Source organism: Kitasatospora sp. NPDC101157 (genome assembly GCF_044768255.1).
Classification (GTDB): Bacteria; Actinomycetota; Actinomycetes; order Streptomycetales; family Streptomycetaceae; genus Kitasatospora.
Window position 1 is genome coordinate 1 of record NZ_JBIWPL010000048.1, and the last position, 23,689, is coordinate 23,689.

Genomic DNA, 23,689 nt, shown 5'->3' on the forward strand with positions numbered 1-23,689 from the left:
CCGTTGGCAGTCTGAAAATCACCCGCAACGCCCCCTTCCGCACCCACCCCCTCCACCGCCCCCTCCCGCAGCGCGTCCCTCTCGCCTGGGTGGGTGTGGGGGGAGGGGGGTGTGGTGGGCGCGCGGGGCGTTGCCCGCGCGCCCGTCTGCTTCATGGCCCTCTTCCGCAGCGCGTCCCTCTCGCCTGGGTGGGTGTGGGGGCGCGCGCCCTACTGCTTTACGGCCCGGCCCCCTTCCGCAGCGCGTGTCCCTCTCGGGTGGAGCGGGGAGGTGGGCGCGGGGATGTGTCGGTTCGGTGACCGGGGTGTCCCGGGTGGGTCGCGGGTCGAGGGGTGGGGTGCCGCGGGTGGGTGGGGTGGTGGGAAGGTGCGGGGGGTGGATCGGGGAGTGGGGGCGATGGTGGGCGGACGGCTGGTGGGTGCGGCGGTGGCCGGGGCGCTGGTGCTGGGTGGTGGGGTGGTGGCGGCCGGGCCGGCGGTGGCCGTGCCGGGGGTGCGGCCGACGGCGTCGGCGGGGGCGAGTGGGCCTGCGGGCGTGCGGACGGTGCCTGGGCGGGAGCAGTCGGTGCGGACCGGGCTGCGGGCGCATCAGATCACCGACCACACCGCCGTTTCGCGGCGCAGGCACAAGACCCGGCGCAGTGTGGTCGGCCGGGCGCTCGACGCGGTGTTCGGCTGGCTCGCCCTCGCGGTGCTGGTGGTCGTGCTGGTCGTGGTGCTCGCGGTGTACGCGGTCAGGCGGCGGAGGTCCCGTTAGTGGCGGGGCGGTCGAGGGCGCGCAGGGTGGCGTCGACCAGGCGGTCGGCGTGGTCGTGGGTGAGCGGGCCGAGCTGGTGGATCCAGCGGTAGTTCAGCGGGCCGTAGAGCAGTTCGACGGCGAAGTCGAGGTCGGTGTCGGGGGCGAGGGCACCGGTCTCGCGGGCGCTGCGCAGGCGGTCGCGGGTGACCTCCAGGAGCGGGTCGAGCAGCCGGGCGCGGTACTCGGCCTGGACGACCGGGTCGTTGAGGATCTCGGAGCTGAGGGCGCGGTAGGTGCGGTCGAGTGCGGGGTCGGACATCTCGTCGGAGCTGAGCCGTAGGACGGTCTTCAGGTCGGCGGCGAGGTCGCCGGTGTCCGGGAGGGCGATCCGGCCCTCGTGCTCGTTGGCGGCGAGGAAGGCGTCGAAGACGACCGCGCCCTTGGAGGGCCACCAGCGGTAGATGGTCTGTTTGCCGACCCCGGCGCGGGTGGCTATCGCCTCGATGGTGACCTTGCCGAAGCCGATCTCGGCGACGAGTTCGTAGGCGGCGGTGAGGATGGCGGAGCGCGAGCGCTCGTTGCGCCGGGCGGGGTCGGGGGCGGTTATCCGGGCCATGCCGGAAATTCTATGCGAGATGCCGAGACGAGACGTATCGTCTTGTCCTGTTCGCGGACGAGACGGGACGTCTCGTCTTGTTCGTCGTTCCCGGAGGTGCCCATGACCCGATTCCGCTCCGCCCACGTCCTGATGGTTTCCATCCCGGCGCACGGGCACGTCAACCCGAGCCTGGCCGTGATCACCGAGCTGGTCGCCCGGGGCCACCGGGTCAGCTACGTCAACGACGCCTCCTTCCGGGAGACCGTCGAGTCCACCGGCGCCGCGTTCGTCCCGTACCCCTCCACACTGCCGCTCACCGACGACCCGGCGAAGTGGGCGGCGGAGCCGGTGGCCCTCCAGGAGTTGTTCCTGGACGACGCGCTGGCGATGTGGCCGGTCCTGCTGGAGCGCTTCGGCGACGGCGCGGACCGGCCCGACCTGGTGCTCTGCGATGTCGCGGGCTTCGCCGGGCGGGCGCTCGGCGAGCGCCTCGGCGTGCCGGTGGTGCAGCTGTCGCCCACCTACGTCGGCTGGGAGGGCTTCGAGGAGGACTGCCCCGAGGTCTTCGACGCGGTCCGCAACGCACCCGGCGGGCCCGAGCACTACCGGCGGTTCGCCGACTGGCTGGCCGAGGCCGGCACGCTGCAGCGTGACGTGGAGGCCTTCAAGGGCCGCCCCGAGCGGGCGATCGCACTCATCCCGCGGGCGCTGCAGCCGAACGCGGACCGGGTGGACGAGAAGCGGGTGACCTTCGTCGGGCCCTGCTTCGCGGACCGAGCCCATCAGGGCCGGTGGGAGCGGCCGGCCGACGCCGAGAAGGTGCTGCTGGTCTCGCTGGGCTCGGCCTACACCAACCAGCCCGCGTTCTACCGGGCCTGCGTCGAGGCCTTCGGTGATCTGCCGGGCTGGCACACCGTGCTGCAGATCGGCCGGCACACCGACCTGGCGGAGCTGGGCGAGGTGCCGGACACCGTGGAGGTGCACCGGTGGGTGCCGCAGTTCTCGCTGCTCGCCCAGGCGGACGCCTTCATCACCCACGCGGGCATGGGCGGCGCCAGCGAGGGGCTGTTCCATGCGGTGCCGATGATCGCCGTGCCGCAGGGCGTCGACCAGTTCGCCAACGCGGACACCCTCGTCGGTCTCGGGGTCGCCCGCCGGCTGGACGCCGACGCCGTCACCCCGGAGGCGCTGCGCGGCGCGCTGCTGGAGCTGGTCGGGGACGCGGAAGTGGCGGAGCGGCTGGAGACGCTGGCCGCGGCGGGAAGGGCCGAGGGCGGTACCGCGCGGGCGGTCGACCTCATCGAGGCCGAGTTGGGGAGGTGATGCCGGGCCCCGGGGTGCCGCGCGGATCGCGGCGTCGGAGAATCCGGATGGTGAGCAGCTGTTGTCATATCTCCATTCACCTGATGTGATTATGTATATGGATATGCACAGTGCTGTGGCCCCCGACGCTCCGCTGGTCCAGGTCGGCAAGGCCGACGTCAGTGCGGAGGACGTGCTGGCCGTCGCCCGGGGCAACGCCCGGGTCGAGATCGGCCCCGACGCGCTCGCCGAGATGGCGGCGTCCCGCGCGCGGATCGATGCCCTCGCGGCCGAGCCGCGCCCCGTCTACGGCGTGTCGACCGGCTTCGGTGCGCTCGCCGTCCGGCACATCAGCCCCGAGCTGCGCGCCCAGCTGCAGCGCTCGCTGGTTCGCTCGCACGCGGCCGGCATGGGCCCGGCGGTCGAGCGCGAGGTGGTCCGCGCGCTGATGTTCCTGCGGATGAAGACCCTCGCCTCCGGCCGTACCGGTGTCCGCCCGCTGGTCGCCCAGACCATGGCCGCCCTGCTCAACGCGGGCATCACCCCGGTGGTGCGCGAGTTCGGCTCGCTCGGCTGCTCCGGCGACCTCGCGCCCCTGTCGCACTGTGCGCTGGTGCTGATGGGCGAGGGCACCGCCACCGGCCCGGACGGCGTGGAGAAGCCGGTCGCCGAGCTGCTGGCCGCCGCCGGGATCGAGCCGGTCGAGCTGCTGGAGAAGGAGGGCCTGGCCCTCATCAACGGCACCGACGGCATGCTCGGCATGCTGGTGATGGCCATCGCCGACCTGCAGCGGCTGTTCACCACCGCCGACATCACCGCCGCGATGACCCTGGAGGCGCTGCTCGGCACCGACAAGGTGCTCGCCCCCGAGCTGCACGCCCCGATCCGCCCGCACCCGGGCCAGGCGCTCAGCGCCGCCAACATGCTCGCCGTGCTCAAGGGCTCCGGCCTCACCGGCCACCACCAGGACGACGCGCCGCGCGTCCAGGACGCCTACTCGATCCGCTGCGCCCCGCAGGTCGCCGGGGCCGGCCGGGACACCCTGGCGCACGCCCAGCTGGTCGCCTCGCGCGAGCTCGCCGCCTCGGTGGACAACCCGGTGGTGCTGCCGGACGGCCGGGTGGAGTCCAACGGCAACTTCCACGGCGCGCCGGTCGCCTACGTGCTGGACTTCCTCGCCATCGCCGCCGCCGACCTGGGCTCGATCTCCGAGCGCCGCACCGACCGGCTGCTCGACAAGGCCCGCTCGCACGGCCTGCCGGCCTTCCTGGCCGACGACCCGGGCGTGGACTCCGGCCTGATGATCGCCCAGTACACCCAGGCGGCGCTGGTCAGCGAGAACAAGCGGCTCGCCGTCCCGGCCTCGGTCGACTCGATCCCGTCCTCCGCGATGCAGGAGGACCACGTGTCGATGGGCTGGTCGGCCGCCCGCAAGCTGCGCCAGGCCGTCGAGAACCTCGGCCGCATCCTCGCCGTCGAACTCACCGCCGCGGCCCGGGCGTTGGAGATCCGTCAGCAGGCCGACGCGGCGGGCACGCTGGCCCCGGCCACCGCGGCCGCGATGGCCGCCGCCCGCGAGGCGGGGGTCGGCGGCGCCGGCCGCGACCGCTTCCTCTCGCCGGACCTGGAGGCCGCCGCCGCGCTGGTCGCCTCCGGTGACCTGGTGCGGGCGGTCGAGCGGGTCACCGGCCCGCTGGCCTGAGTCGCCCTTCGGACGCGGGGCGGCCGGGGCTCAGTCCCAGTCGCCCCGCGTCCGGCGCTCGGCCCGGTCGCGGCGGTTGCCCAGGGCCGCGGCGAAGTTGACCCCGACGATGCCCGCCCAGCAGGCGAGCAGGCCGGCGAAGCCACCGCTGCCGGGGTTGCTCGCGATCGCGGTCAGCGGGATGCCGAAGGCCAGCGAGATCACCGCCATCCGGTTGCCGGCCCGGCCGGGTGCCCAGCGGTGCCGGTCGCGGTGCCGGTCGCGGTGGTCGGGCTGGTAGTCGTCCAGCCGCGAGGCCACCGATCGCTCCACCCGGGCGTCCAGGCGGGCGTCGAGGCGCTTCATGAAGGAGTCGACGAGCTCCTCCTCGTACTCCTTGCCGAGCTCCTTGCGGGCCTGCAGGGTGGCGTCGAGGTCGCGCCGAAGTTCGTCCTGGCGAGTGTCCATGCCAGTAGCGTGGGGCCGCCGGCCGGCCCGGTCCATCCGTTCGCGGGGGGAATCCGGGCGGGGTCAGGGAGAAATCAGGGTTACCCCGAGGCCGGTGCCCGGCACCCGGCCCGGTGCCCGATCATGGGGGACGTCCCGTGCGACGTCCCGCCGTACGAGACGTCTTTGCCAGGGGCGGCGCGCTGCTGCACAGTCGTCGTTCCGAACGCTCGCATCCGGAGGTAGAGCTGATGACCGCCACCGACGAGGCCGGTACCGTCGGCCCCTCCGCCCGGCTGCTCCAGCTGTTCGAGGGGCACCGGCTGACGCCCACCCAGCGGCGGATCGCCCACTCGCTGGTCCGGCACGCCGGCGAGGCGCCGTTCCTGTCCAGCGTCGAGGTCGCCGAACTCGCCGGGGTCAGCCAGCCCTCCGTCACCCGCTTCGCGGTCGCCCTCGGGTACGACGGCTACCCGGCGCTGCGCAAGCAGCTGCGCGAACTCGGCGCGGGCGAGCCGGCCGCACCGGAGACCCCGGACGACGCCGTGCGCAACGAGCACCAGCAGGCCGTGCTGGCCGAGATCGAGCACCTGCGCCACCTCGCCGAACTGCTCGCCGACCCCGAGCCGATCATCCGGGCCGCCCGGCTGCTCGCCGCCTCCCGCCCGCTGCCGGTGCTCGGCCTGCGGGCGGCCTCGGCGCAGGCGCGCGGCTTCGCGTACTTCGCGGCCAAGGTGCACCCGGACGTCCGGCTGCTGGACGAGGGCGGCAGCATGCTGGCCGACCGGCTGGAACAGGCCACCGCGGCGGGTGCCACCGCGCTGCTGTGCTTCGCCCTGCCGCGCTACCCGCGGGAGTTGATGGACGCCCTGGTGGTGGCCCGGGAGTGCGGGCTGACCGTGCTCACCGTGGCCGACAGTGCCTTCTCACCGGTGGCCAAGCTCTCCGACCTGATGCTGCCGGCCGCCGTCGGCACCGGGCTGGTCTTCGACACCGCGTGTGCGCCGATGATGCTCGGCCGGGTGCTGCTGCAGACCATGTGTGACGAACTCCCCGGCGCGGAGGCCCGGTTGGAGGCGGTCGAACACGCGGCGGCGGCGCGGGGGCTCTTCCTGGAATGAGCACAGCCTCGACATGAGGCCGGGGGAGTACTTGCCACGAACCCGGGCATCCCCTACTGCAGGGGGTGCCGCCCATGCGCGTGATCCACGAGATGAAGTTCGTCGCCCGCCTGGCCTCGGGTGCCGACGAATGGTCCTGCCCCGCCTGCGGACGCCGCGTCACCCTGCGGCGCCTGCCCGAACCCGAACTGACCGTCCTCGACCCGGGCGACGAGTTCGCCGTCCACGTCGGCGTCATCGAACCCGACGCCCGTGCCGCCGCGGCCGCCGAGAAGTACGGCCTCGGCCCGGTCCAGAACATCCCCCGCCCACCCTCCCCGCCCGCCCCCGACGCCGCCGACCGCCGCTGGCTCGCCGAGATCGGCATCGACTGGGACGGCGGCGACGCCGCGGCGTGACTCAGCGGCGAGGGGCGTAGATCGGCAGTTCGGTGGTCTGCAGTTCAGCGGGCAGCGGGGCGGTGAGCGGAATGGGTTCGCCGTACTTGCCGTGCAGCACGCCCTGGTACTCGCCATCGCGTGGATGCGTGTAGAGCGTCCAGGTGCCATCTCGCGGATCGGCGGCGACCAGTACGGCCACGCCTGCGATGGCATACCACTCGGTCTTGGCGGTGATTCCGCTGGTCCGCTCGGAGGTGGAGATCACCTCCAAGGCGAAGACGACGTCGGCCGGGTCCGCCAGCCATTCGTCCTCGTCGCCCCAGCCCTTCGGGAAGACGACCAAGTCGGGGGTGGCGTAGTCGTCCTCGTCATCCGGCATGTAGATCGACGAGTTCTCGTACACGCGTAGGTCCTTGGGCAGCTGCGGGATGAGCTGGTCCCGCAGCACCTGCACGGTCCCTGCGTGCTTGCCGCGGGGTGTCGGGGACATCACCAGGGTTCCTCCGATGATCTGGACGCGAAGGCCGGTGCTCCGCTCGATCTCCTCCGCCACATCCCGGAGTCTGCCGGGCCGCACGGTGATGGCCGTCATCGTGTCCTCCGCTCCTTGGCACTGGGCCGAGTGGCTGGTGTTCGCCGGGTTCAGGCTAGCGCGCCAAGTCGACCGGTGCCGGGGCTGATCGGATTGTTCGGGGGTCTGGTCGAAAGTGGCTTGTTTAGTTATATTCAGTCGAACCGAGCTTGAATGAATCCATCCGCAGAGAGGCCGGGACATGGTGCAGCAGCAGGCGAGCGGGCCGCGTGAGGTGCGTGCGGCGCGGGGGACGGGACTCACGACGCAGGGGTGGCAGCAGGAGGCGGCCCTGCGGATGCTGATGAACAACCTCGACCCCGAGGTGGCCGAGCACCCCTCGAAGCTGGTCGTCTACGGCGGCACCGGCAAGGCCGCGCGGGACTGGCGCTCCTTCGACGCCATGGTGAAGACGCTGCAGGGCCTGAAGCAGGACGAGACCATGCTGGTCCAGTCCGGGCGGCCGGTCGGCGTCATGCAGACCCACGAGTGGGCGCCGCGCGTGCTGATCGCCAACTCCAACCTGGTCGGCGACTGGGCCAACTGGGAGGAGTTCCGCCGCCTGGAGAGCCTCGGGCTCACCATGTACGGCCAGATGACCGCCGGCTCCTGGATCTACATCGGCACCCAGGGCATCCTCCAGGGCACCTACGAGACCTTCGCCGCCGTCGCCAACAAGCGCTTCAACGGCACGCTGGAGGGCACCATCACCCTCACCGCCGGCCTCGGCGGGATGGGCGGCGCCCAGCCGCTGGCCGTCACCATGAACGGCGGCGTGGCGATCTGCATCGACTGCGACCCGTCCCGGATCTCCCGCCGGATCGAGCACCGCTACCTGGACGTCGAGGCCAAGGACCTCAGCCACGCGCTGGAGCTCGCCACCGCGGCCCGCGACAAGAAGCAGCCGCTCTCCATCGGCGTGCTGGGCAACGCCGCCGAACTGGTCCCGCAGCTGCTCGCGATGGACGCGCCGATCGACATCGTCACCGACCAGACCAGCGCCCACGACCCGCTCAGCTACCTGCCGGTCGGCGTCGACTTCGACGACATGGCGACCTACGCCGCCGAGAAGCCCGCCGAGTTCACCCAGCGCTCCCGCGAGTCGATGGCCCGCCACGTCGAGGCCATGGTCGGCTTCCTGGACCGCGGCGCCGAGGTCTTCGACTACGGCAACTCCATCCGCGGCGAGGCCCAGCTGGCCGGCTACGACCGCGCCTTCGCCTTCCCCGGCTTCGTCCCGGCGTACATCCGCCCGCTGTTCTGCGAGGGCAAGGGCCCGTTCCGCTGGGCCGCGCTGTCCGGCGACCCGCAGGACATCCACAAGACCGACAAGGCCGTCCTCGACCTCTTCCCGGAGAACGAGTCGCTGGCCCGCTGGATCAAGATGGCCCAGGAGAAGGTGCACTTCCAGGGCCTGCCCGCGCGCATCTGCTGGCTCGGCTACGGCGAGCGCGACAAGGCCGGTGAGCGCTTCAACGACATGGTCGCCTCCGGCGAGCTGTCCGCGCCGATCGTGATCGGCCGCGACCACCTGGACTGCGGCTCGGTGGCCTCCCCGTACCGGGAGACCGAGGCGATGCTGGACGGCTCGGACGCGATCGCCGACTGGCCGCTGCTCAACGCCATGGTCAACGTGGCCTCCGGCGCCTCCTGGGTGTCCATCCACCACGGCGGTGGCGTCGGCATCGGCCGCTCGATCCACGCGGGCCAGGTCACCGTCGCCGACGGTACGGCGCTGGCGGGCGAGAAGATCCGCCGGGTGCTCACCAACGACCCGGGCATGGGCGTCATCCGGCACGTGGACGCCGGGTACGACCGCGCCACCGAGGTCGCCGCCGAGCGCGGTGTGCGCGTCCCGATGGGTGAGCTGTGACCTTCGAAGAGATGTGGGCGGAGCTGCTCCCCGTGGGCCGCTCCGCCGCCTCCGGCGGCTACCGCCGCTTCGCCTGGAACTCCGCCGACGCCGAGTGCCGCGCCTGGTTCGAGCAGCAGGCCCGCAGCCGCGGCCTGACGTACGAGCTGGACCGCAACGGCAACCAGTGGGCCTGGCTCGGCGATCCTCACGGTGAGGGCGCGGTCGTCACCGGCTCGCACCTGGACTCCGTCCCGGACGGCGGCGCCTTCGACGGCCCGCTCGGGGTGGTGTCCTCCTTCGCCGCGCTGGACGAACTGCGCGCCCGCGGGGCGGAGTTCGGCAAGCCCCTGGCGATCGTCAACTTCGGTGACGAGGAGGGCGCCCGGTTCGGCGTGGCCTGCATCGGCTCCCGGCTGACGGCCGGGGTCCTCTCCCGCGAGGCCGCGTACGAGCTGCGCGACGCCGGCGGGATGCGGCTGCCCGACGCGATGGAGAAGGCCGGCTACGACCCGACCGCGATCGGCGCGGACGAGGAACGGCTGTCCCGGATCGGCGCGTTCGTCGAACTCCACGTCGAGCAGGGCCGCCACCTCGCCGAGGGGCAGCCGGTCGGTGTGGCCGGTGCGATCTGGCCGCACGGCCGCTGGCGCTTCGACTTCCACGGTGAGGCCAACCACGCGGGCACCACCCGGATCGAGGACCGCCGCGACCCGATGCTGACGTACGCCAACACGGTGCTCGCCGCCCGCAAGAAGGCGAAGCTGGCGGGCGCCCTGGCGACCTTCGGCAAGGTCGCGGTCGAGCCCAACGGCACCAACGCGATCGCCTCGCTGGTGCGCGGCTGGCTGGACTCCCGGGCGGCCGACGAGCGCACCCTCACGGAACTCGTCGCCGAGATCGAGCGGGCCGCCGCCGAGCGCGGCGAGCGCGACGGCGTCCGGGTCGAGCTGACCCGCGAGTCCTACACCCCGGTGGTGGACTTCGACGGCCCGCTGCGCGACCGGCTCGCCAAGCTGCTCGACGCCCCGGTGCTGCCCACCGGCGCGGGACACGACGCCGGGATCCTGGCGTCCGCGATCCCGACCGCCATGCTGTTCGTGCGCAACCCCACCGGCGTCTCGCACTCCCCGGCCGAGCACGCCGAGGTGGACGACTGCCTGGCCGGGGTCGCCGCCCTCGCCGACGTACTGGAGGACCTGGCGTGTCAGTGACGGTTCCGACGACGTACTGGGCGCAGTACGCCTGGCTGCCGGGGGTCAACGGCCCCGCCGTCGAGCAGGACGTGCTGATCACCACCGGCCCCGACGGCCGGATCGTCCGGGTGGAGCCGGACGCCGGGCCCTGCCCGCCCGGCGCCGTCCGCCTCGACGGGCTGCTGCTGCCCGGCCAGGCGAACGCCCACTCGCACGCCTTCCACCGGGCGCTGCGCGGGCACGTCCAGGTCGGCTCCGGGACGTTCTGGACCTGGCGCGACACCATGTACCGGTTCGCCGGGGCGCTCGACCCGGACAGCTACCTGGAGCTCGCCACCGCCGTCTACGCCGAGATGGCGCTCGCCGGGATCAGCGCCGTCGGCGAGTTCCACTACCTGCACCACGCGCCCGGCGGCGCCCGCTACACCGACCCGAACGCGATGGGCGAGGCGCTGATCGAGGCCGCCGCCCGGGCCGGCATCCGGATCACCCTGCTGGACACCTGCTACCTGTCCTCCGGCTTCGGCGCCGAGCCGACCCACCCGCAGCTGCGGTTCAGCGACGGCGACGCCGAGGCCTGGGCCGCCCGGGCGGACGCGATCGAGCCGCGCGAGCACGCCCGGATCGGCGCCGCCATCCACTCGGTCCGGGCCGTCCCGGCCGGGCAGTTGGGCACCGTCGCGCACTGGGCGGCGATGCGCAAGGCGCCGCTGCACGTCCACCTGTCCGAGCAGACCGCCGAGAACGAGGCCTGCCTGGCCGCGCACGGCGTCACCCCGACCCGGCTGCTCGCCGACCACGGCGCGCTCGGTCCGCGCACCTCGGCCGTGCACGCCACCCACCTCACCGACGAGGACGTCAAGCTCCTCGCCGACTCGGGGACCACGGTCTGCATGTGCCCCACCACCGAACGGGACCTCGCCGACGGCATCGGCCCGGCGCGTCGGCTCGCCTCGGAGGGCAGCCCGATCAGCCTGGGCAGCGACAGCCACGCGATCATCGATCCGTGGGAGGAGGCCCGGGCCCTGGAGCTGGACGAGCGGCTGCGGACCCGCACCCGCGGGCACTGGACGGCGAACGCGCTGCTGCGGGCCGGCAGCGAGGACGGCCACGCCTCGCTGGGCTGGCCCGAGGCCGGGCGGATCGAGGCCGGGGCGCTCGCCGACTTCACGGCGATCGCGCTGGACACCGTCCGTACGGCCGGGCCGCCGCCCCGGCTCGGCGCCGAGATCGCGGTCTTCGCGGCCTCGGCGGCGGACGTGCGGCACCTGGTGGTCGGCGGGCGGCACGTCGTCCGGGACGGCGTGCACCAGCTGGTGGCCGACGTGCCGGGGGCGCTGCGCTCCGCGATCGGTGCGCTGGACTGCTGAACTCCGCTGAACTCTGTTGTCCGACTCCCTTTGTCCGACTCCCTTCGGAAGGCGTTGACTTGAGCACCAGGACCACTGTGATCACGGGCATCGGCAGCCTGGTCACCAATGACCCCGGGCACGGTACGGGGCCGCTCGGCCTGCTCACCGACGCGGCCGTGGTGATCGACGGTGACCGCATCGCCTGGGTCGGCCCGTCGGCCCAGGCGCCGGCGGCGGACGAGCGCTTCGACGCCGCGGGCCGGGCGCTGCTGCCCGGCTTCGTCGACTCGCACGCCCACCTGGTGTTCGCGGGCGACCGCACCGCCGAGTTCAACGCCCGGATGTCCGGGCAGGCGTACTCGGCGGGCGGCATCCGCACGACGGTGGCCGCCACTCGGGCCGCTTCGGATGCCGAACTGGACGCCAACCTGGCCGGGTTCGTCCGGGAGGCGCTGCGGCAGGGCACCACCACGATCGAGTGCAAGTCCGGCTACGGGTTGACGGTCGAGGACGAGGCCCGGGCGCTGCGGATCGCGGCGAAGCACACGCCAGAGACCACGTACCTGGGGGCGCACATCGTCGCTCCCGAGTACGCCGAGGACCCGGCGGGCTACGTGGACCTGGTGACCGGCGAGATGATGGATGCCTGTGCGCCGCACGCCCGTTGGGTGGACGTGTTCTGCGAGAAGGGGGCGTTCGACGGCGACCAGGCGCGGGCCGTCCTGACGGCGGGCATCGAGCGGGGGCTGACGCCGAGGGTGCACGCCAACCAGCTCACGTACGGGCCGGGGGTGCAGCTGGCGGTGGAGCTGGGGGCCGCCTCGGCGGACCACTGCACGCACCTGACGGAGGAGGACGTGGCGGCGCTGGCGGGGTCGGCGACGGTCGCGACGCTGCTGCCGGGGGCGGAGTTCTCCACGCGGGCCGAGTACCCGAGCGGGCGGCGGTTGCTGGACGCGGGCGCGGTGGTGGCGCTGTCGACGGACTGCAACCCGGGATCGAGCTTCACGAGTTCGATGGCGTTCTGCATCGCGGTGGCGGTACGGGAGATGGGGATGACGCCGGACGAGGCGGTCTGGGCCGCGACTGCGGGCGGCGCGCACGCGCTGCGGCGCAGCGACGTTGGCACGATCGCGGTCGGCGCGCGGGCGGACCTGCTGCTGCTGGACGCCCCCTCACACGTCCACCTGGCCTACCGCCCGGGCGTTCCGCTCACGGCGGCGGTCTGGCGGGCAGGCGTCCGGGAGGTCTGAGCCCCGGACTGCGGACGGCCCCCGCGCCCCCGGGGTGGCGGGCGCGGGGGCTTCGCGTTCGGGGGGTGGTGGTGAGGTGGTCGAACTCGCCCGCCTTGGCGGCCTGGAGGAAGTCGGCGAACTTGTGAGGCGTGGTGTGCACGATGACATTGCCCTCATCGGACTCGCGGAGCTCAATCGCCCCGTCGATCGCACGAACCTCAACGCAGTCAGAGTTGGAGCCGGAGTAGCTGGACTTCTGCCACGCAGAGCTGGTCATGAGAGCCAGGCTAGCCACCGGCGGCCTCTTGCGGGAAGCAAGAGGCCGCCGGAACGATTCGCTCAGGGTTTGGTAGTGAGGTGGTCGAACTCGCCGGCCCTGGCACTTCGCAGGAACGCATCGAACACAGGGCGAGTCGTTCGGAGGACCACCTCACCCTCGTCAGACTCCCGAAGTTCAATGCCCCCCTCGGCAGCCCGAACCTCAACACACGCGTTGCTGGAGCCGGAGTAGCTGGACTTCTGCCATGTGGGGCTACTCATGATTGCCCTCTATCTCCTTCTTGATGGATCGGATGAAGTCTCGCGAGTCATCCTCGGAGAGGGCTACGGATGCCATCCGATCGAGGATCTCGCGGTAACTTGCCAGGTCGGAGGGTGAATCGAAGAGTGGACACCCGAAGCTGATGTCAATCTGCACGGTGTCCAACTCGGGAACCGGGCCAGCGACATAGACGAAGTTCTCGCTGGGACCGGGCAGTGATTCGATCTTAAACGGCACGACCCGGACTGAGATGTCACGGCTCTCGGAATGGTCGATGAGGGCGCCAAGTTGCTCGGCAAGCGCCTCTGGTCCGCTGAACTGCATTCGCAGTGCGGCTTCATGGATGAACGCCGTGTAAGGCGTAGCGCCGCTGCGGACGATCTGCTGCCTCCGCAAGCGGAAGGCCAAGCGGAGATCAACGTCAGGCTGCGGCAACGGTGGGATAGCGCGGGCGAACACTGAAGCGGCGTAGGCCGGGGTCTGAAGCAGGCCTGGCAGAAAGGTGATCGAGTAGGTGACGATCCGCTGGGCATGCGCCTCGATCGCTGCCACATCGAGTAGGTCCGTGGGCAGCCGCAGGCTGTACTCCTCCCACCATCCTGTTTCTCGCTCCCTCGCCATACCGGCGAGCGCCTCGACCAGAGGCGCGTTCGCACACATGCAGGCCTCCGCGATCTGGTGGAGGCGAGCCACGCTTACGGCAGACTTCCCGATCTCCATCTGACTCACCAGCGCGGGAGTCACCCCGAGCAGACGGGCGAGCTGGCTGCCGCCGTAGCCGGCTTGCTCTCTCATCCTTCGCAGTTCAGCGCCGAGCCGGCGCTGACGAAGGGTGGGGATCCGAAGGGCCATGGCGTCCTCTCTGATGGTGCGCAGAGGCCAGTGTGCCGCGCCGGTCGCCAGCGGATCCATCTGGGTTCAGCGGAGCGCGTCCCCCGTGCGGGGGAACCTTCTCTCATTCGTCTTTAATTAAAGAGCGGATGCGCTACGGTCGTCCTAGCTCGATCCGACGGAACGTCAGTAAATCCTGCATCCAGGGCAGTAGGCGCCTGCTGCCCGCACGCCGAAGAGCAACCGCCGCCCCGGTCTGGCTCACGGTGACGACCGTCATCACCTCTTCGCCTCTCCCCACACCACAGCCTCACGGAGGTTCCCGTGTGCACCCGTAACACCCCCTCGCTCACCCTCTCCCGCCAGGCCCTGCGGGACGCCATGACCCGCAGCGGCGGCTGGGACGCCGAGGCCATCTTCAACGCCGAACTCGCCCTTTGCGAGCTGATCGTCAACGCCTGGCGGCACGCCGGCACCCCCGCTCCCGTCGTCTGGTTCGCCATCCTCGGCCACACCCTCCGAGTCACGGTCTCCGACGAGAGCGACGCCCTCCCGCAGCCGCGAACGTCCCCCGGCCTCGCCGAGACCGGCCGGGGCCTCCAGCTCGTCGAGGGCCTCACCGACCGCTGGGGCGTCGACCCGCAGAAGCGCGGCAAGACCACCTGGTACGAGCTGGACTCCGACGCGTGACCCGGGACCCCGTCGCGCCGGACGACCCCCGGATGCGCGACTACACCGAGGCCCACATCACCACCATGCTGGGCGAGTTGCACCGCCGAGGCCTCTCGCACGGACTCCTCTGGGGCTCGGCCGCGCCCGGCGAGAAGACCCTCGACGGCCGCATCCTGATCGACTTCGGCAACGCGCCCGTCAGCACCCTCCTCAACCTCCTGCACCTGCTCCGCGACCTGGAGAGGGACGAGCCGTGGCACCGGTGAGGTTCTTCGTCGGCGCGGTCCTCGTCGCCCTCCTCGCCCTCGCGATCGCCACCGTCGCCCTCGGCGTCATCGCCACCCTCAAGATGCCCCGCCCCGAGCACCGCGACGACCAGCCCTGACGCCCACGCGCAGGCCCTCGCCCATCCAGGCCGAGGGCCTCGCGGGCCATCACGACCCCGCGTGAGCGTGATCACGCCCACCGCATGAAACCCCGTCAGCCGGTTCGTCGATCTCATCACCGTAGTGGTGAGTTCCGTGAACGCGTACGGGGTGACGCATGGGTGAGTCCGCGGCCGCGAAGGCCGTGCAGAAGGTCACCGGCATGTGGTGGCCGGACGCCGGTCCCGACGAGCTGCGTACGGTCGCCGACGCGTGGGAGGCGCTGAAGGCGTTCACCTCGGCGACCGCCAGGCCGCGAAGATCCTGAAGGAGTCCTTTGAACGAGCATTCTGAACCCTACGAAGTCACCGCGCACCCGATGCTCGACGCCGACGGCGTCACCATCTGGCAGAAGTACGGCGGCAGGACCGCAGAGGGGTACTTCTACGACGGCTGGCACAAGTTCCAGCCCGGCGACCCCCGCTACGACGAACTGCTCCCGCAGGCACGCCAGAACCCGCAGGATGCCGACGACGATGACGACCTCGACGACGACCTGGACGACGGCGAGCCCACGGTCCACCCCGAAACCCTGGCCATACTGACGGACATGCAGCGCCGGACCAGCGAGCGCGGCCACGAGCACCACTGAAACGCGCGCAGGCCCTCACCCGCCCAGGGCCGAGGGCCTCCCAGGCGCCCGCCTCAGCCGAGGTGGGGGTCGCCTGGTCGCCCTGTGGTCCATCCCAGTCATCAATCCAGATGGGCCAAGGCGCCCACCACCAGTGAGCGCGCTGTTGCACCTCGCACCATCCGGCCGGAATCCTGGCGATGGTTCCACCGTCGGGTACCGGGTTAGCCTCGGCGAGTGCTGGCGTCCTCGCAGCACCCTCGCTGCGAGGACGCCGTGTGCACCAGCGCTGGTCACGGACTTCGTGAGCGGCCCGCTTCGGTGTGCCGGTCAGCCGAAGGGCAGGACCTGGGTGCTGCCACCGGCCAGGATGCGCTGGTACTCACTCCCACCGCTGAGTGAGCGGTAGTTGAGCACCGGATCGCCCGCCCGTACGAGGGTGGTCGCACATCCGAGGCACCAGGGCTGTGGCGGCTGCACGTCGAGATCCTCGATCGCCGCAGGAGCGGAGCACTGCGTGCAGTCCGCCATCGCGTCCTCCCCGAGGTCAGGCCCAGGTGGAGCCGCACGCGGTGCAGCCCCATCGGCCGTCCATGGTCTGGTAGGTGGCGCCCGATCCGCAGACCGGGCAGGTGCGGGCGCTCGGCTCGCCGACCCGCTCCAGCAGAGTACTGGGCGTCGGGGCGGTGGTGGGCTCGATCTCGGTGACGGGCTTGTCGAGCAGGATGGTGCTCATGGCGTCTCCCCTCAGGGTGGAGTGGCAGAGGTGCGCCGGCCGGGCACCACCCAGGGAACTTGGCTGCGGTCCCGATGTGGATGCCGTCAGTGGGCTCCCGCACGCCGTGTGCGTGCCCCGCACACTCCGTGCACGCCCTGCCTGGAGGTGTCGTCCTGTCGATACGGTTGTCACTCCGAGCAGTCGAAGGGCGACACCGTGTCACGACAAAGTCAGGTCGGGGTGGTCATCAGGGCTGCTCGGTGTGCACGGCGGATGACTCAGGCCCAGCTGGGCCGGGCGTGTGGCTACTCGGCGTCGGCGATCAGCCGGATCGAGGCGGGTCTGCTTCGGCCGGCCGAGCAGGCGCTGCTGCGGATCGCCCAGGCGTTGGGCCTGCCGCTTGACGCCATCGGTCTGGGTCGACCGGCTACGCTGGCAGAGGATGTGACTCAGGATCAGGAGGACGCCATGCTCCGCAGGCAGTTGCTCGTGGCCGGCATGGCGGCAGCTGGAGCATCAGCGTTTTCATCCGCCTCGGCTGCCGCTGCGCGTCCGGATGCATCAGCCCGGATCGTTGGGGCCCTGTATGAGCCCGAGCCCTCCGAACCCACCTCGTTGCAGCAGCTCAAGGCATCGCTGACATCGGCGCGCGCGCAGTTCACGGCGGCCCGCTACCGACACCTCGGCGACTTCCTGCCAGGCTTGTTGGGCTCGGCGCAGGTGACCCGGGAGGCCTTGTCGGGCCGGTCCCGTGAGGAGGCCCATGCGTGTGTGGCCCGTGCCTGGGTGCTGGCGACGGAGCTCGCGTTGAAGGCTCACTCCGATGTCGCGTGGCCGGCCGCTGACCGGGCTTTGGCAGCGGCTCAGGCCAGCGGCGATCCGGTGGTGCACGGGGAGGCAGCTCGGGTTCTGGCGATCACGATGCGACGTTCAGGACGCCCGGCCGCCGCCATCGACCTCCTGCGTCGCACCGCTGACTCGCTCTCCCAGGACCGGAACGACGTGTCCTGGGCTGTGGCGGCGTCCCTGCTGATGACGTCCGCCTACACGGCTGCGTGCGGGCAACGCCGAGGCGACGCCCTCGACCTCATGTCGGGCGCGGCGGACGCGGTCGACCGGGTGAACAGCGCCAGGTTCCGGCCGAGCACCCCGCTGTTCACCGTTGACGCCACCAGCGCGCAGGTGGACCTGTACCAGATTGGCGTACACACGGCGCTGGGCACCCCCGACGAGGGGGTGCCGTACGCGGTGCGGATCGCGCCGGGACAGCTGCCGACCGCCGAGCGCCGGGCCCGGTACGGCACGGACTGCGCACGCATGTGGCACCACCTCGGCGACCACCGCAAGACGTTCGCGTCGCTGCGGTTCACCGAGCAGGTCGCTCCGGAGGAGGTGCGTCGGCCTGCTCTGCGAGCGCTCACGGCGGATCTGCTGTACGCGCCGGTCACCGTGGCCGGCGTGCGGGAGTTTGCCGCGCGCACAGGCGTCTCATAGGGGGCGACGGGTCCGGGCGGCCCTTAGGTCATGAGAGGTCCAAGGACCGTCGTAGGAACGTCAGTTCGTGGTGCAGCAGGTTCTCGACCACCGCCTCGTCCGTCGGCCCGTGGCCCGCGCCGCACAGGGGCAGGACCTCGTGGGGGCGGCCGGCGGCGAGCAGGGCACGGGACAGCCGCAGGGTGTGGGTGGGGAAGACGTTGTCATCCGCCAGGCCCTGGATCAGCAGGAGCGGGCGGCTCAACTTCGGTGCCTCGGCGGTCAGGTCGCAGGAGTCGTAGTGCCCGGGGTACTCGTCGGGGTGGCCGAGGAAGCGTTCCTGCCAGTGGGTGTCGTACATCCTGGGGTCGGCGGGGGTGGCGCCGGCCGAGGCGGCGTGGAAGACGTCCGGGCGCCGCATCACGGCGAGCGCGGCGAGGAAGCCGCCGTAGGACCAGCCCCGGATGGCGACCCGGTCGAGGTCGAACAGTCCGGGCCGCAGCCGGGCCGCCTCCCGTAGGCCGTCGATCTGGTCCTCCAGCGCGGGACCGGCCTTGTCACCCCAGATCGTCCTCTCCCAGCGCGGCCCACGCCCGGGGGTGCCTCGTCCGTCCACCACCAGCACCGCGAAGCCCTGGTCGGCGAACCACTGGGACACCTGCTCGTGCCAGGCGCCTCCGGCGGTCACCTTCTGCATGGCCGGCCCGGCGTACGGGTCGAGCAGGACGGGCAGCGGGCCGTCGGCGGAGCGGTGGCCGGTGGGCAGGTGGAGTGCGGCGCGCAGCTCGCGCGGGCCCAGGCGCAGGAATTCGGGCTGTGCGGCGAGCACGGGCAGCTCGGCGTACGAGGTGAGAGGGAGCGACGGGCGGTCCTCCCGCAGCACCTCCGTACGGCCGGCGGGGAGGCCGGTGACCCGGCTGGTGAGGACCAGCGTGCCGCCGCGCCGTACTCCGGTGTGCAGGCCCGGGCCGCTGCTCAACTTCCGTAGGCCGAGATCGGGCAGGTAGGCCCACAGGTGGGTCTCGGTGGGCTCCTCCGAGGCGGTGAACAGCACCTCCTCGCCCTCCACACCGACTACGGCCCGAACCTGGAGCCCCGCCGGGGTGACGGGTTTGCCGTCGACGGTCAGGTGCCGGGTGTCGCAGTCGTCGGTGGTGTCGACCAGCGCGCCGCTCCCCGTACGAACCGGCAGGCCGGGCAGGAGCTCGACCCAGCGCGGATCGGAACGCTCCGCCAGCACCCGGGTGAGGCCGTCCGGCTCGATGGCCAGGGTGCGGACGGTGCGCTGGTCGCGGCTCTGCACGGCGGCGTACGGACCGTGGCCGTCCCAGCCGGCGGCGGTGAGGTACTCGACGGCGGTGTGGTCCCAGCGGACCTCCACCCGACTGCCGTCGAGGCCGAGCAGCCAGAGCGAGACGTCGGCGTTGGCGGTGCCGGCCAGCGGGTAGCGGACGGCGCGCGGCGGCTGCTGCGGGTTGGCCGGGTCGGCCAGGAAGAGCCGGGTGACGGCGCGCTCGTCCACCCGGGCCACCAGGAGCGCGGTGCCGTCGGGGGACCACCAGTACCCGCGGTCGCGGTACATCTCCTCGGCGGCGACGTGCTCGGCGAGTCCGTACGTGATGTCGCACGCCTCGGGTTCGGCCAGCGCACGGTCACCCGTACCGTCCGCGCCGACCACCCGCAGGGCGCCGCCGCTGACGTAGGCGATCGTGCGGCCGGTCGGGTCGAGGCGGGAATCCTGCGGCTCGTCGGCGGAGGGGACCGGACGAACGGAACCCTCGGCGATGTCGGCCAGCCACAGCCGGCCGCCCAGCGCGAACGCGGCGAAAGCGCAGGAGGCGTCGGTGCTGTACGAGGCGATGCCGGTGTCGGACCCCAACGCGGCCGGGTCGGCGATCAGCCGTTCCTGGCCGCTGTCGGCATCCAGCGCCCAGAGGCAGGAGAGCGGGTCGGTGCAGGTCGAGCCGCGCAGGAACAGCACGGTCGAACCGTCGGCGGAGGGCTCCGGCTGGCGGGGAACCCCGAGGGTGAACCGCGGGGTGCGGGCTAGCCGGCGGGGCAGCGAATCGGTGGCCATGCCAGGCACCGTAGGCACAGAACGACCGGAGCCGCCGTGGATCTCAGGAATCCACGGCGGCCCCGGAGTTTCACCGGGCGGACGTCAGTGCACGTCGCCCATGAGCTTGACGACCTTCTTGCGGTACATCGCCAGCGCGACACCCGCGACGATCGCCATGACGCCCTGCACCGCGAAGTACGCGGTCCCGCCGACGATCTTGTCGCCCAGCACCAGCTGGAAGATGGCGGCGACGCAGTCACCCGCGGTGACGGCGAGGAACCAGACACCCATCATCTGGCTGGCGTACTTGGTCGGCGCCAGCTTGGTGGTGACGGACAGGCCGACCGGGGAGAGGGTGAGCTCACCGACGGTCTGGACCAGGTAGACCAGGGCCAGCCACAGCGGGGTGACCTTGGTGCCGCCCGAGGCCGCGGCCATGGCCAGCATCATGACGATGAAGGAGGCGCCGATCATCAGCAGACCGAAGGCGAACTTCATGGTGGTGCTGGGGTTCTTCGACCGGCGGGCCAGGGCGACCCAGATCCAGGCGAAGACCGGGGCCAGCGCCATGATGTACAGCGGGTTGAGCGACTGGAACCAGCTGGACGGGAAGTGGATCCCGAACAGGTTGGATGCGGTGTGCTCGTCGGCGAACACGTTCAGCGTCGAGCCGGACTGGTCGTAGATCATCCAGAACACGGCGGCGGCGACGAAGAACCAGATGTAGCCGCTCATCTTGGACTGCTCGTTGGCGTCGAGGTCCTTGTCGCGCTTCACCTTGGCGAAGACCAGGAACGGGATCGCCAGGCCGGCGATGGACAGCGGCCAGATCGCCCAGTTGATGGTGAAGTGGCCGGTGGCGCCGACGACGCCGTAGAAGACGGCCGCGACCGCCAGCCAGATGCCGGCCTTGGTGAAGATCTTCCGCTTCTCGTCCGCGCTGATCGGCGAGGTGACGACGTTGCTCTTCGGGCTCAGGTGGCGGGTGCCCAGCAGGAACTGGAGCAGGCCGAGCGCCATGCCGATGCCGGCCAGGGCGAAGCCCAGGTGCCAGTTGACCTCCTGGCCGACGGTGCCGACGACCAGCGGGGCGACGAAGGCGCCGAGGTTGATCCCCATGTAGAAGATCGTGAACCCGCCGTCACGGCGAGGGTCGTTCGGGCCGTCGTAGAGGTGGCCGACCATCGTCGAGATGTTGGCCTTCAGCAGGCCGGAGCCGACCGCGATGAACACCAGGCCGACGAAGAACGACGCGCTGACCGGGACGGCCAGCAGGAAGTGCCCGATCATGATGATCGTGCCGCCGAGGGCGACGGTCTTGCGGGCACCGAGGAAGCGGTCCGCGATCCAGCCGCCCGGCAGGGCCAGCAGGTAGACCATGGCCGTGTAAACGCTGTACACGGCGGCGGCGACGGCCGTCTTCATGGCCAGGCCGCCTTCGGCGACCGAGGCGGTCATGTAGAGCACCAGCAGGGCGCGCATGCCGTAGTAGCTGAAGCGCTCCCACATCTCGCTCATGAAGAGAGTGGCGAGTCCCCGGGGGTGGCCGAGGAAGGTCTTGCCGCCAGGAGTGGCCGACGTGACGCCGGTGTCCAGGGTCGTAGACGCCATGAGTAGTGGTTCCTTGCCTGATCGCGTCCGCCTAGGGGGGTGGCGGCGGACGAACTCCAACCACTGTACGTGGCGATATTTGGCGTTATCAGATGACAAAAGCCACGTATCAGGTATGGGAATGGCAAAGTTCGAGGAAGATCTGCCCGATTGATCGATGGTAGACCGACCTGTCTTCCTTCAGTTTCAAGATCCAAACGGAGATTCTTCGCCGAACGACCGGTTGGTATCGCCCTGTTGGCCTAGTCGCGACCCTTGTATAACGATCACGCTCTGTGAACTACCTCACAGGGCGTACGGCCTTACCCGAGCGGACTACCATCACCACATGACCTGTGTGCTGCTCGCCGAGGACGATCCGGCGATCTCCGAACCGCTCGCCCGGGCCCTGCGACGGGAGGGCTACGAGGTGCTCGTCCGCGAGGACGGTCCGACCGCACTCGCCGCCGGCCTCACCGAGGAGGTCGACCTCGTCGTCCTCGACCTCGGTCTGCCCGAGATGGACGGCCTTGAGGTCTGCCGCCGCCTGCGCGCGGACGGCAAGAGCTGCCCCGTCCTGGTGCTGACCGCCCGCGCCGACGAGGTGGACACCGTGGTCGGCCTGGACGCGGGCGCCGACGACTACGTCACCAAGCCCTTCCGCCTGGCCGAGCTGCTCGCCCGGGTCCGGGCCCTGCTCCGACGCGGCAACGTCGACCAGCTCACCACCGGTGCGCACGGCGTGAAGATCGACATCGAGTCCCACCGCGCCTGGCTCGGCGAGGAGGAGCTGACCCTCTCCGCCAAGGAGTTCGAGCTGCTGCGCGTCCTGGTCCGCGACGCCGGCCGGGTGGTCACCCGCGAGGAGATCATGCGGCAGGTCTGGGACACCACCTGGTGGACCTCGACCAAGACCCTGGACATGCACATCTCCTGGCTCCGCAAGAAGCTCGGCGACGACGCGGCGAACCCGCGCTACATCGCCACCGTGCGCGGAGTGGGGTTCCGGTTCGAGAAGAATTAACCCCGTACGGAGATCTTGGCCGGGCGGCGGCCGATGAAGCGGAAGACCTCGGGGAGCAGCAGCGTGAAACGCCGGATGATCAACTCGCTGCTGGTCGTCGTCCTGGTGGTCGTCGTGGTGTTCTGCGTGCCGCTCGCCCTGGTCGAGAAGCGGACCATCGCCAGCTCGGCCCAGGACCGGGTGGACGCCACCGCAGTCCGGGTGCTCGCCCTCGTGGAGAGCCGGCTCACCGCGGGCGAGGCGGTCAAGGAGGGCCGGGTCTTCGAGAGCCAGGTCACCGAGGGCAGCTACGTCGAGGTGCAGATCCCCGGCCAGCCGGTGCTCTCGGCGGGTGACCGCCCGGCCGGGAACCACCTGCTGCGGGCCGTCGAGCACGGCACCAACGGCGAACTCGTCACCGTCGAGCAGTCCCGCGAGGACGTCGACCACGAGATCGCCAACAACCTGCTGCTGCTCGGCGTGGTCGCCCTGCTCGCCGTCCAGGCCGCGGTGGCGCTCGCCGTCTGGCAGGCCAAGCGGCTCGCCCGGCCGCTCACCGAACTCGCCGAGACTGCCGAACGGCTCGGCTCAGGCGACCCCCGCCCGCGCGACCGCCGCTACGGGGTGCCCGAGCTGGACCGGATCGCCGAGGTGCTGGACACCAGCGCCGAACGGATCGCCCGGATGCTCACCGCCGAACGCCGGCTCGCCGCCGACGCCTCGCACCAGCTGCGCACCCCGCTCACCGCGCTGTCGATGCGGCTGGAGGAGATCACCGCCCTCGCCGAGGAACCGGAGACCGTCAAGGAGGAGGCGACCATCGCCCTCCAGCAGGTCGAGCGGCTCACCGACGTCGTCCAGCGGCTGCTCACCACCCAGCGCGACCCGCGCAGCCCCACCGCCGTCGCCTTCGACCTGGACGAGGTGATCAAGCAGCAGGTGGAGGAGTGGGGCCCGACGCTGCGCGAGCAGAGCCGGGTGCTGTCCCTGGAGGGCCTGCACGGGGTCACCGCGGTCGGCACCCCGGGGACGGTGGCCCAGGTGCTGGCCACCCTGATCGAGAACTCGCTGATGCACGGCGCCGGGACGATCACCCTGCGGGTGCGGCCCTCCGGTACCTCGGTGGTGGTCGAGGTGCAGGACCAGGGCGCCGGGGTGCCGGCCGACCTGGGCAACCGGGTGTTCGAGCGCGCGGTCAGCGGCCGCAACTCCACCGGCATCGGGCTGGCCGTCGCCCGCGACCTCGCGGAGGCGGACGGCGGCCGACTGGAGCTGCTGTCGCTGAAGCCCCCGGTGTTCGCGCTCTTCCTCGGCCGCAGCCACCAGGACTGAT

General features: G+C 71.5%; 27 protein-coding genes. 17 read left to right on the top strand and 10 right to left on the bottom strand.

All coding sequences use genetic code 11. The features are described 5' to 3' along the window. The first annotated feature begins 375 nt into the window (after positions 1-375). Positions 376-756, top strand: a complete 381-nt coding sequence (locus ACIRVF_RS41690; RefSeq protein WP_402830136.1) for a hypothetical protein — start codon at positions 376-378, stop codon at positions 754-756. Here ACIRVF_RS41690 and ACIRVF_RS41695 read toward each other — a convergent pair. After that, positions 734-1,354, bottom strand: coding sequence for a TetR/AcrR family transcriptional regulator (locus tag ACIRVF_RS41695; RefSeq protein ID WP_402830138.1), 621 nt, complete (start codon positions 1,352-1,354; stop codon positions 734-736). The genes ACIRVF_RS41690 and ACIRVF_RS41695 overlap by 23 nt on opposite strands. A gap of 102 nt (positions 1,355-1,456) precedes the next feature. On the opposite strand from ACIRVF_RS41695, the gene ACIRVF_RS41700 reads away from it, so the two are divergent. Both ACIRVF_RS41700 and hutH read left to right on the top strand, forming a co-directional pair. Beyond that, positions 1,457-2,659 carry a macrolide family glycosyltransferase gene (locus ACIRVF_RS41700; RefSeq protein ID WP_402830141.1) on the top strand — a complete coding sequence of 401 codons (1,203 nt, stop codon included), beginning with the start codon at positions 1,457-1,459 and terminating at the stop codon, positions 2,657-2,659. Positions 2,660-2,756: 97 nt separating this feature from the next. Continuing rightward, positions 2,757-4,340, top strand: coding sequence for a histidine ammonia-lyase (gene hutH, locus ACIRVF_RS41705; protein ID WP_402830143.1), 1,584 nt, complete (start codon positions 2,757-2,759; stop codon positions 4,338-4,340). A gap of 30 nt (positions 4,341-4,370) precedes the next feature. Here hutH and ACIRVF_RS41710 read toward each other — a convergent pair whose 3' ends face one another. Then, positions 4,371-4,787 carry a hypothetical protein gene (locus ACIRVF_RS41710; RefSeq protein WP_402830145.1) on the bottom strand — a complete coding sequence of 139 codons (417 nt, stop codon included), beginning with the start codon at positions 4,785-4,787 and terminating at the stop codon, positions 4,371-4,373. Positions 4,788-5,017: 230 nt separating this feature from the next. Here ACIRVF_RS41710 and ACIRVF_RS41715 point away from each other — a divergent pair, with 230 nt between their 5' ends. Both ACIRVF_RS41715 and ACIRVF_RS41720 read left to right on the top strand, forming a co-directional pair. Continuing rightward, positions 5,018-5,887, top strand: a complete 870-nt coding sequence (locus ACIRVF_RS41715; protein WP_030281045.1) for a MurR/RpiR family transcriptional regulator — start codon at positions 5,018-5,020, stop codon at positions 5,885-5,887. 74 nt (positions 5,888-5,961) lie between these two features. After that, positions 5,962-6,285 (top strand): hypothetical protein, encoded by a 324-nt coding sequence (locus tag ACIRVF_RS41720; RefSeq protein WP_402830147.1) that lies wholly within the window; start codon positions 5,962-5,964, stop codon positions 6,283-6,285. Between the two features lies 1 nt (position 6,286). Here the strand turns inward: ACIRVF_RS41720 and ACIRVF_RS41725 are convergent, their stop codons facing one another. Further along, positions 6,287-6,859, bottom strand: coding sequence for a Uma2 family endonuclease (locus tag ACIRVF_RS41725; RefSeq protein WP_402830148.1), 573 nt, complete (start codon positions 6,857-6,859; stop codon positions 6,287-6,289). A 181-nt stretch (positions 6,860-7,040) separates the two neighbouring features. On the opposite strand from ACIRVF_RS41725, the gene hutU reads away from it, so the two are divergent. The 4 genes from hutU to hutI are packed head-to-tail and all read left to right on the top strand — an operon-like array spanning position 7,041 to position 12,491. After that, the gene (gene hutU / locus ACIRVF_RS41730; protein WP_402830150.1) at positions 7,041-8,711 is read left to right on the top strand and encodes a urocanate hydratase; all 1,671 of its coding nucleotides are present in this window, start codon (positions 7,041-7,043) and stop codon (positions 8,709-8,711) included. 11 nt (positions 8,712-8,722) lie between these two features. Next, the gene (locus ACIRVF_RS41735) at positions 8,723-9,904 is read left to right on the top strand and encodes an allantoate amidohydrolase (RefSeq protein WP_402830194.1); all 1,182 of its coding nucleotides are present in this window, start codon (positions 8,723-8,725) and stop codon (positions 9,902-9,904) included. After that, positions 9,895-11,256: a formimidoylglutamate deiminase gene (locus tag ACIRVF_RS41740; protein WP_402830152.1), complete on the top strand. Its 1,362-nt coding sequence runs from the start codon at positions 9,895-9,897 to the stop codon at positions 11,254-11,256. Before ACIRVF_RS41735 ends, ACIRVF_RS41740 begins: the two co-directional genes overlap by 10 nt. A gap of 59 nt (positions 11,257-11,315) precedes the next feature. Continuing rightward, entirely contained in the window at positions 11,316-12,491 is a 1,176-nt protein-coding gene (gene hutI, locus ACIRVF_RS41745; protein WP_402830155.1) for an imidazolonepropionase, read from the top strand. On the opposite strand, the gene ACIRVF_RS41750 is transcribed toward hutI, so the two are convergent. From ACIRVF_RS41750 to ACIRVF_RS41760, 3 genes are all read right to left on the bottom strand, one after another. Next, positions 12,451-12,750: a DUF397 domain-containing protein gene (locus ACIRVF_RS41750; RefSeq protein WP_402830157.1), complete on the bottom strand. Its 300-nt coding sequence runs from the start codon at positions 12,748-12,750 to the stop codon at positions 12,451-12,453. The genes hutI and ACIRVF_RS41750 overlap by 41 nt on opposite strands. Positions 12,751-12,812: 62 nt before the next feature. Continuing rightward, entirely contained in the window at positions 12,813-13,013 is a 201-nt protein-coding gene (locus tag ACIRVF_RS41755; protein WP_078867160.1) for a DUF397 domain-containing protein, read from the bottom strand. Continuing rightward, positions 13,006-13,926 carry a helix-turn-helix domain-containing protein gene (locus ACIRVF_RS41760; RefSeq protein ID WP_402830160.1) on the bottom strand — a complete coding sequence of 307 codons (921 nt, stop codon included), beginning with the start codon at positions 13,924-13,926 and terminating at the stop codon, positions 13,006-13,008. Before ACIRVF_RS41760 ends, ACIRVF_RS41755 begins: the two co-directional genes overlap by 8 nt. Before the next feature lie 243 nt (positions 13,927-14,169). Between ACIRVF_RS41760 and ACIRVF_RS41765 the strand changes: the two genes are divergently transcribed. The 5 genes from ACIRVF_RS41765 (at position 14,170) to ACIRVF_RS41785 (ending at position 15,534) form a co-directional block, all read left to right on the top strand. Next, on the top strand, positions 14,170-14,535 hold the full coding sequence (locus ACIRVF_RS41765; RefSeq protein ID WP_402830161.1) for an ATP-binding protein: 366 nt from the start codon (positions 14,170-14,172) through the stop codon (positions 14,533-14,535). Then, positions 14,532-14,783: a hypothetical protein gene (locus ACIRVF_RS41770; RefSeq protein ID WP_402830163.1), complete on the top strand. Its 252-nt coding sequence runs from the start codon at positions 14,532-14,534 to the stop codon at positions 14,781-14,783. The genes ACIRVF_RS41765 and ACIRVF_RS41770 overlap by 4 nt, the downstream gene beginning before the upstream one ends. Further along, the gene (locus ACIRVF_RS41775; RefSeq protein ID WP_402830164.1) at positions 14,771-14,902 is read left to right on the top strand and encodes a hypothetical protein; all 132 of its coding nucleotides are present in this window, start codon (positions 14,771-14,773) and stop codon (positions 14,900-14,902) included. Before ACIRVF_RS41770 ends, ACIRVF_RS41775 begins: the two co-directional genes overlap by 13 nt. A 158-nt stretch (positions 14,903-15,060) precedes the next feature. Then, entirely contained in the window at positions 15,061-15,210 is a 150-nt protein-coding gene (locus ACIRVF_RS41780) for a hypothetical protein (protein ID WP_402830165.1), read from the top strand. Between the two features lie 9 nt (positions 15,211-15,219). Further along, positions 15,220-15,534 carry a hypothetical protein gene (locus tag ACIRVF_RS41785; RefSeq protein WP_402830168.1) on the top strand — a complete coding sequence of 105 codons (315 nt, stop codon included), beginning with the start codon at positions 15,220-15,222 and terminating at the stop codon, positions 15,532-15,534. Positions 15,535-15,843: 309 nt separating this feature from the next. On the opposite strand, the gene ACIRVF_RS41790 is transcribed toward ACIRVF_RS41785, so the two are convergent. Next, positions 15,844-16,044, bottom strand: coding sequence for a hypothetical protein (locus ACIRVF_RS41790; protein ID WP_402830170.1), 201 nt, complete (start codon positions 16,042-16,044; stop codon positions 15,844-15,846). Between the two features lie 16 nt (positions 16,045-16,060). Then, a complete protein-coding gene (locus ACIRVF_RS41795; RefSeq protein WP_402830172.1) occupies positions 16,061-16,249 on the bottom strand; it encodes a hypothetical protein in 189 nt (62 codons plus the stop codon). A 222-nt stretch (positions 16,250-16,471) separates the two neighbouring features. Between ACIRVF_RS41795 and ACIRVF_RS41800 the strand changes: the two genes are divergently transcribed. Further along, a complete protein-coding gene (locus ACIRVF_RS41800) occupies positions 16,472-17,725 on the top strand; it encodes a helix-turn-helix domain-containing protein (protein WP_402830197.1) in 1,254 nt (417 codons plus the stop codon). 28 nt (positions 17,726-17,753) lie between these two features. Here ACIRVF_RS41800 and ACIRVF_RS41805 read toward each other — a convergent pair whose 3' ends face one another. Next, complete coding sequence (locus tag ACIRVF_RS41805) at positions 17,754-19,781, bottom strand: prolyl oligopeptidase family serine peptidase (protein ID WP_402830174.1); 2,028 nt, start codon at positions 19,779-19,781, stop codon at positions 17,754-17,756. Between the two features lie 84 nt (positions 19,782-19,865). Continuing rightward, positions 19,866-21,374, bottom strand: coding sequence for a peptide MFS transporter (locus ACIRVF_RS41810; protein ID WP_402830177.1), 1,509 nt, complete (start codon positions 21,372-21,374; stop codon positions 19,866-19,868). Positions 21,375-21,702: 328 nt separating this feature from the next. Here ACIRVF_RS41810 and ACIRVF_RS41815 point away from each other — a divergent pair, with 328 nt between their 5' ends. Both ACIRVF_RS41815 and ACIRVF_RS41820 read left to right on the top strand, forming a co-directional pair. Beyond that, positions 21,703-22,377 carry a response regulator transcription factor gene (locus ACIRVF_RS41815; protein WP_030290974.1) on the top strand — a complete coding sequence of 225 codons (675 nt, stop codon included), beginning with the start codon at positions 21,703-21,705 and terminating at the stop codon, positions 22,375-22,377. A gap of 63 nt (positions 22,378-22,440) precedes the next feature. Further along, a complete protein-coding gene (locus ACIRVF_RS41820) occupies positions 22,441-23,688 on the top strand; it encodes an ATP-binding protein (RefSeq protein WP_402830179.1) in 1,248 nt (415 codons plus the stop codon). Position 23,689: the final 1 nt, after the last annotated feature.